We start from the raw sequence: 6,898 nt of genomic DNA, 5'->3' as shown, positions 1-6,898 counted from the left end.
TTTAGGGGGAAAAGAAAATGATTAATGAAAAAAACCTTTTTGATTTAGATGTACAAGTAACAACAGCTACAGGTGATGTAGATCCACAAATTACAAGTATCTCAGCTTGTACGCCTGGTTGTGGAAACACAGGTTCATTCAATAGCTTCTGTTGCTAATTGCTACATAAGACATATTGTCTTAAAAAAACTTTAGGGGGAAAAGAAAATGATTAATGAAAAAAACCTTTTTGATTTAGATGTACAAGTAACAACAGCTACAGGCGATGTAGATCCACAAATTACAAGTATCTCAGCTTGTACGCCTGGTTGTGGAAACACAGGTTCATTCAATAGCTTCTGTTGCTAATTGAATGCCCAAAAAGAGGGAACACAGATGTGTCCCTCTTTTCTCCTATTACAATACTTGATTAGAACAGAAAGGAAGATTCAAAATGATTTCAGAAAAAAGGAAGCCTATCCATACATCAAATAAAACCGCATGTAATAATATATTTGAACCTCTACCATTTTTTATGATTAGATCCCCGTTTTTACCATTTAACGCGTTATATCAAATTAAGAATCAAGAAGTATTGATTAAAAAATTAAGAGAATATGCAGAAATGGATTACATTAAGGAAGCTATTGCCATTGCAAGTCCTTCATTGCTTGAATCTCTTAAACATATACATGGTGATTTAAGTAGTAGGAAAACACAACAAGTAATATCTTCTGTATTACGATATATGTTAAGAATGACAACACGCCCAACACCTTTTGGAGCTTTTTCTGGGGTAGCATCCGGAGAGTTTAAGGAAAAATCTTTACTTGAAATGAGCCATTTTGAACAATTTAAGAAAAGAACTCGTCCTGATATGGAATGGTTATTGGGAGTGGTTTCATCACTTGAAAAAAATCCTAGTATTCTCCAATCTTTAATGGTTAGTAAAAATCATGCTGCTTATCGTGTCGGAAACCGCCTATATTTACCTTTTTCAACTGAATGTGGACAACTTCGCAAGAAGGATATGGAGAAAAAGGATAATATTTCAATTTTGTATAGTGAAGTTGTTAGGAAAGTTCTAGATTTAGCTGAAACACATATTAAAGTGAAAGAGCTTCTCCAAAAGTTGCAAAATGACTATCCAGGCACAGAAGTAAAGGTAATGGAAAACTTTATTCTCCAGTTGGTAGAACAAGAATACCTTATAACTGAACTAAGACCGCCACTTACATATGACTCTCCATTTGATTATGTGATTGACAAGTTAAAAATAAGAGTTGGTGAAAATCAAATATGGGAAGATTTACTGAAGGTAAAAGATTTAATACTTGTTTATGATCAATTACCGCTTGGGAAGGGGCTTTCTGTTTACAACAATCTTATCCTATTAATGAAGAGGATTTATGAAGTTACAACACCCCTTCAAGTCGATTTCGCTCTAAATACGCAAGATTTAGCCATTGGAAAAAACGTAGCAAATGATGTTAGTAAAGCAGCTCAGGTGTTATGGAGTATAGCTGATAGTGGAGTTGGATTCCCTCATCTCCAAAAATATCATATTGATTTTTTGGAGAAATATGGAACTACCAGGGAAGTTCCATTGGTAGAACTTTTAAGTGAGGAATTAGGGCTTGGAGCACCCGCGACATATAAAAACCCAAAAGGGAATAGGGATGGAGAAAATTTTACGCTGCCTTTAGATGAAGAACGTAATGTTCAATTATCATATATGCTTATTGAAGCTATTCATAATCAGCAAAAAGAAATTGAAATTACAGATGAAATAATTAGCAGAATTGGAATAGAAAAAGATACTCGATACGCTCCGGATTCATTTGAAGTATATGGAGAATTGTATGCTACTTCGCAAGAGGAATTAGACAATGGAAAGTACACGCTATGCCTAAGCCCAAATCCAGGGTCTCATGCAGCAGGAAGCACATTTGGTCGATTTCTAGATATCTTAGATCCAAATGTTAGACGTAAAATTCAGCAACAAGAAGTGGAGATTGACCATCAATTTAATAACGATATTGTTATGGTAGAGGGAAGTTTTCTTCCGGCAACTGGCCGTTCAGCGAATGTGGCAATTGGAAAAACTACAAGAGAAGTAACGGTAACTCTTGGAACAAATGGAGATGACGATACTTTGCAAATTCCAATTGATGACATTGTTGTTGGAGCATCATTAGAAAACTTTTATCTGAAATCTAAAAAATTAGGGAAAAGAATTAAAGTAGTAGCTGGTAATGTATTAAATTACCAAAGTGGCCCTAATATTTATCGCTTCATGAGAGAAGTTTCTCTAAATGATTTAGACCACTGGAGAATATTTAATTGGGGTAATATGACATCTTCACCTTATTATCCAAGGATTCGTTACAAAAATATCATTCTTTCTCCTGCAATTTGGAAGTTAAATAGAGAGACTATTGGCATGAAAAATAAACCTAAAAGTGATGATGAATTTTTAATCCTATTTGAAAAATGGAGAGAGAAATGGACGGTTCCACGCCATGTATATATGACGTATAGCGACAACAGGATTTTAATTGATCTTGAAAATATTCTTCACCTTCGAGAATTAAAGAATGAACTTTTTAAGCAGGGTAGATTACAGTTGAGAGAGTCATTACAGGACATCAATAAAAATTGTCTAAGCAGTCCGCTTGGTAGTCATGCAATGGAAGTTGTTTTTCCATTGAAAAAAATGAACGATGTCGCTAAAAGAAAAAGTATAGGAGCTGTTGAAGACGGGAAAAAAGAAATGGTTAGTGAGAAAATGATTTACCGTTTGCCTGGAAGTGAATGGCTATATGTTAAGCTTTATGTTCCACAAGCAAGAGAGAATGAATTTATTTCAAAATATATGACATCATTTTCTAATTATATTGTGCAAAGTGGTATGGCTCAATCATGGTTCTTTATGCGATATCGTGATCCGGATGCTCATATTCGTTTGCGTTTTTATGGAGATCCCGAGAAGTTGAATGCATCTGTTCTTACCTATTTAAGGGATTGGGCAAATAATTTAATGGACTCTGGATTTATCCACAAAATGACGGTTGATACGTATGAACGAGAAGTAGAACGATATGGTGGTCCGTATCTGATAGAATTGGCCGAGAATTTCTTCCATTACGATAGTAGGTCAGTAACAATGCTTCTTAATGTGATAGGACAACAAGCGGAACTGCCAGTACATGTATTAGCATCCTTAAACATAATTGAGATCATGGATAATTTTGGATTAACTTATGAACAACAATTGGAAACCATAGAAAGCAATACGGATAAATATGAATTCATTGATGAATTTAGACCAATGAGAAAATTATTAAGTAACATTGGAAATTCTGAAGGTGATTGGAGTAATTTACGTAATTACAATTCAGCAATTGGACAAGAAATTTATAAAAGTTTATTAGTTCGGAGAGAATCCTTAAAAGAATATGTTTCCAGCATTCAACAATATAAAAATGAAGACATGCTCTGGAATAAACAACAAACAATTATGGGAGCAATTATTCATATGCATTGTAATCGACTATTGGGAGCTAATCGAGAACTAGAGAAAAAAGCACTTGCCTTTACGCGGCATATCTTATCAAGCCAGCGATATTGGAGGAATCAGAATGAAACAGATACTCAATCACGTACCTGAAGATGAGAAACTATCATTTATAAATATTCTAAAGTCTTTTCATTATTGGCCTGGTTTATTTAAACTTTTATGGGAAACGCACAGAGGGTATTTCTTCTGTGTGCTTACCTTAAATTTTTTAAATGGATTATTACCTGCAGCATTGATTTTGACAATCCAATACCTCGTTAATACAGTACAGAACATCTACCAGAATGGGTACCAGGATGCTTATTTTACCCATGTTTTACCGTTTTTTATAGCTTTTGCACTAGTTACAATTTTAACGGGTGTTACAGGATCCGTTTTGGAAACATATAAACAGCTTTACCGAAATCTTCTTTCTAATAAAATCAATGTAAAATTAATAGAAAAAGCAAAAAGATTACCTTATTCCAGTTTTGAGAAACCAGAAATTTACAATAAACTTCAAAGAGCGCGCCAAGATTCCACATATAAACCATTTGCCATTTTTGAAGAACTTATGGGGATTATAAAAAGTGGAATAACTGTGATTTCTATTTCCGGTATCTTAATGATTTGGAATTGGCACTTTACCCTAATTTTAATTCTGTTACCACTAATCTCTTCTTGGTCCATCATGAAAATTGGAAAAGAAATTTTTTTAATTAGTCATAAGCGTGCTGAAGAAACACGAAAACAATTTTACTACTACTATTTGCTAACAACAGACATCACAGTAAAAGAAGTGAAATTATTTGGATTAGGCAATTTGCTTCTCAAAAATTATTCGAATATCTTCAATCAATTTTATCAGCAAGATAGACATTTGCTTTTAAAAAAGATGAGGATTGACCTGTTTTTCCAATTAATTAGTGTTGCTTTTGTAATGTTTGTGCAGTTTATGGTGGTTATGGATGCTGTAACAGGGATTATTGCTATTGGAAGTCTTATCGCTTATTTTCAAGCTGTAAATACTACACAAAAAACATCTAATGAATTAATGTATATGATTTTTAATATGCATCAAAACAATCTTTATATGACTCAACTATTCTCATTTTTGGACATCCCTGAAGAAAGGGATGTTTCAAATAATAGAGACAATACTTATATAGAAAGTATCTCTTTTGAAGAAAAAGGTATTCGATTTATAAATGTCTCTTTTAAGTATCCCGGTCAAAAAGAATATATATTAAAAAAAGTGAATTTTTACATAAAACCAGGTGAAACATTGGCTCTTGTCGGATCTAATGGTTCGGGTAAATCTACAATTGTAAAGTTAATTACAAAACTTTATACGGACTTTGAAGGGATTATTCTATTAGATGGAAAATCCATTCATCAATACAGTACAAATGAATGGCAGGATAAGGTTAGTGCTATTTTCCAAGACTTTGTTAGATATGAACTAGATGTTAAAGATAATATTGGCTATGGTGATTATAAAAAAGCCGATCAAGTGATGGCTATACAAGCGGCTGCTAAAAAATCTGGAGCATTAAAGATGATTAATAATTTGCCTAACAAAATGGATACACAACTTGGTAAAACTTTTGCGAACGGAATACAGTTATCTGGAGGACAATGGCAAAGAATCGCCATTTCACGAGCATACATGAGGGATGCGGGCCTATATATTCTAGATGAACCTACTGCCGCATTAGATCCAGAAGCAGAAGAAGAGGTTTTTAGAGATTTTAAAGAAATTACAAAGAATTGTATGGGGCTTTTTATATCTCATCGGTATTCAACTGTAAGGCATGCTACAAAGATTATGGTCCTTGATAAAGGTAGAGTCGCGGAACTAGGTACTCATAATGAATTACTAAAAGTAAAAGGAATATACGCAAGACTATTTGAGTTGCAAGCTAAAAATTTTATAAATCATTCTAAAATTCAAGTGAAGGTGTAATTAGAGAGGAGAAAACTATGCGATTAACTACAGAAAAAAAATCATTTTGGTTACAGGGAATTAGTATTGAAAAAAGAAATAAAGCATTAAAGTTAGTTCGTGATATAGCAGAGCGATTAAAGGATCCGATGTATGTAGAAAAAATTGTTATGGAGCCTGATAATATACCAAACGGAGGAACACTTCATCCATGGGACCCCATTACTTTATCCCATGGTTATCCAGGAACTATTATGTTATTTGCAGAATTAGATCGACAGTTTCCAGAAGAGGGATGGGATCTTATTGCACATAGTCACTTGATAGAAATACAAAAGGCAATAGAAAAACAAGGTGTGAATAGTATTTCTATGTTTGGCGGTGTTTCTGGTATTGCGTATGCGACTTCATATGCTTCGCGTAACTATGAAAGATATCATATATTTTTGAAAAAGTTAAATGAATTTGTATTATCGCAGTTACATCTTGTATTGAACTATCAGAAAGAAGAGTGTGGTGTTCATCCATTTATGTACGATACAATTCAGGGCGCTACTGGAGTAGGTCGTTATTTGTTGCAAAATATTCAACTTGAATCAAATTCAGAAGCACTCAAAAAAATTCTCAATTGTTTTATTAATATGTCTAATGACATTGAAGTGAATGGTGAAGTTGTACCTGGTTGGTACGTACCGTACGCCAATCAGTTTTTGGAAACTGATAAGATACTATTTCCGGATGGGAATTTCAATTGTGGCCATGCTCATGGAATGCCTGGCCCGCTTTCCTTGATGGCGTTGGCTATTGAACAAGGAATTGAAGTCCCTGGGCAAAAGCAAGCGATTCGTAAAATGATAGATTGGTTAATAAGATGGCAAGATGAAGGTTCGTGGCCTGCCAGGCTTAGTTTTAAAGAAGTGGTCAATGACCAAGCATACCATGTGTATCCAAAGCGAAAAGGTTGGTGCTATGGAAATCCAGGAGTAGCAAGAGCTCTCTATCTGGCTGGGAGATCTTTGAAGGATCAGAAATCCATGAAAATAGCTTTAAGTTCTTATCAAGATACACTTTTGCAAAGTGAGGAGGAATGGGATTTAGCATCTCCAACATTTTGTCATGGAAGAGCGGGATTATTACAAATGTCTATTAGGATGGCAAAGGATGAAAATGGGGAGATATCGATGCAGTCCATTATAAAATTAATAGATTATGTAATGGATGCATATGATCCTCAAGCACCATTTGGTTTTAAAGACTTACAATCCAATGAGCAAACATCCAATGAGTTAAACAAGGTTGGACTATTGGAAGGTGTAAGTGGTGTACTTTTAACTTTATTAAGTCTAAGCGCAGTAGAGGAGCCATGGTGGGACGGAGTATTTTTAATTTCCTAATAAAAAATTGAGAGGATGTTA

5 protein-coding genes are annotated in these 6,898 nt (G+C 34.2%); all 5 read left to right on the top strand.

All coding sequences use genetic code 11. The features are described 5' to 3' along the window. The first annotated feature begins 17 nt into the window (after positions 1-17). Complete coding sequence (locus tag ACTJJY_RS17445) at positions 18-158, top strand: gallidermin/nisin family lantibiotic (protein WP_023522751.1); 141 nt, start codon at positions 18-20, stop codon at positions 156-158. A 49-nt stretch (positions 159-207) separates the two neighbouring features. Then, positions 208-348, top strand: a complete 141-nt coding sequence (locus ACTJJY_RS17440) for a gallidermin/nisin family lantibiotic (RefSeq protein ID WP_023522751.1) — start codon at positions 208-210, stop codon at positions 346-348. 85 nt (positions 349-433) lie between these two features. Beyond that, the gene (locus ACTJJY_RS17435) at positions 434-3,649 is read left to right on the top strand and encodes a lantibiotic dehydratase (protein ID WP_440606121.1); all 3,216 of its coding nucleotides are present in this window, start codon (positions 434-436) and stop codon (positions 3,647-3,649) included. Next, positions 3,621-5,504, top strand: a complete 1,884-nt coding sequence (locus ACTJJY_RS17430) for an ABC transporter ATP-binding protein (protein ID WP_440606120.1) — start codon at positions 3,621-3,623, stop codon at positions 5,502-5,504. Before ACTJJY_RS17435 ends, ACTJJY_RS17430 begins: the two co-directional genes overlap by 29 nt. Positions 5,505-5,521: 17 nt before the next feature. Further along, the gene (locus ACTJJY_RS17425) at positions 5,522-6,877 is read left to right on the top strand and encodes a lanthionine synthetase C family protein (RefSeq protein WP_023522748.1); all 1,356 of its coding nucleotides are present in this window, start codon (positions 5,522-5,524) and stop codon (positions 6,875-6,877) included. The last annotated feature ends 21 nt before the right edge of the window (positions 6,878-6,898 follow it).

The sequence above is a fragment of the Bacillus sp. 22475 genome (assembly GCF_052044835.1).
Taxonomy (GTDB): Bacteria; Bacillota; Bacilli; order Bacillales; family Bacillaceae_G; genus Bacillus_A; species Bacillus_A cereus.
The sequence above is the reverse complement of the archived record's forward strand: the minus strand, read 5'-3'. Positions and strand labels throughout refer to the sequence as shown.

Excerpts from the sequence above, each read along its gene's own strand:
- ACTJJY_RS17445 (WP_023522751.1), top strand. The coding sequence starts at position 18 with ATGATTAATGAAAAAAACCTTTTTGATTTAGATGTACAAGTAACAACA.
- ACTJJY_RS17440 (WP_023522751.1), top strand. The coding sequence starts at position 208 with ATGATTAATGAAAAAAACCTTTTTGATTTAGATGTACAAGTAACAACA.
- ACTJJY_RS17435 (WP_440606121.1), top strand. The coding sequence starts at position 434 with ATGATTTCAGAAAAAAGGAAGCCTATCCATACATCAAATAAAACCGCA.
- ACTJJY_RS17430 (WP_440606120.1), top strand. The coding sequence starts at position 3,621 with ATGAAACAGATACTCAATCACGTACCTGAAGATGAGAAACTATCATTT.
- ACTJJY_RS17425 (WP_023522748.1), top strand. The coding sequence starts at position 5,522 with ATGCGATTAACTACAGAAAAAAAATCATTTTGGTTACAGGGAATTAGT.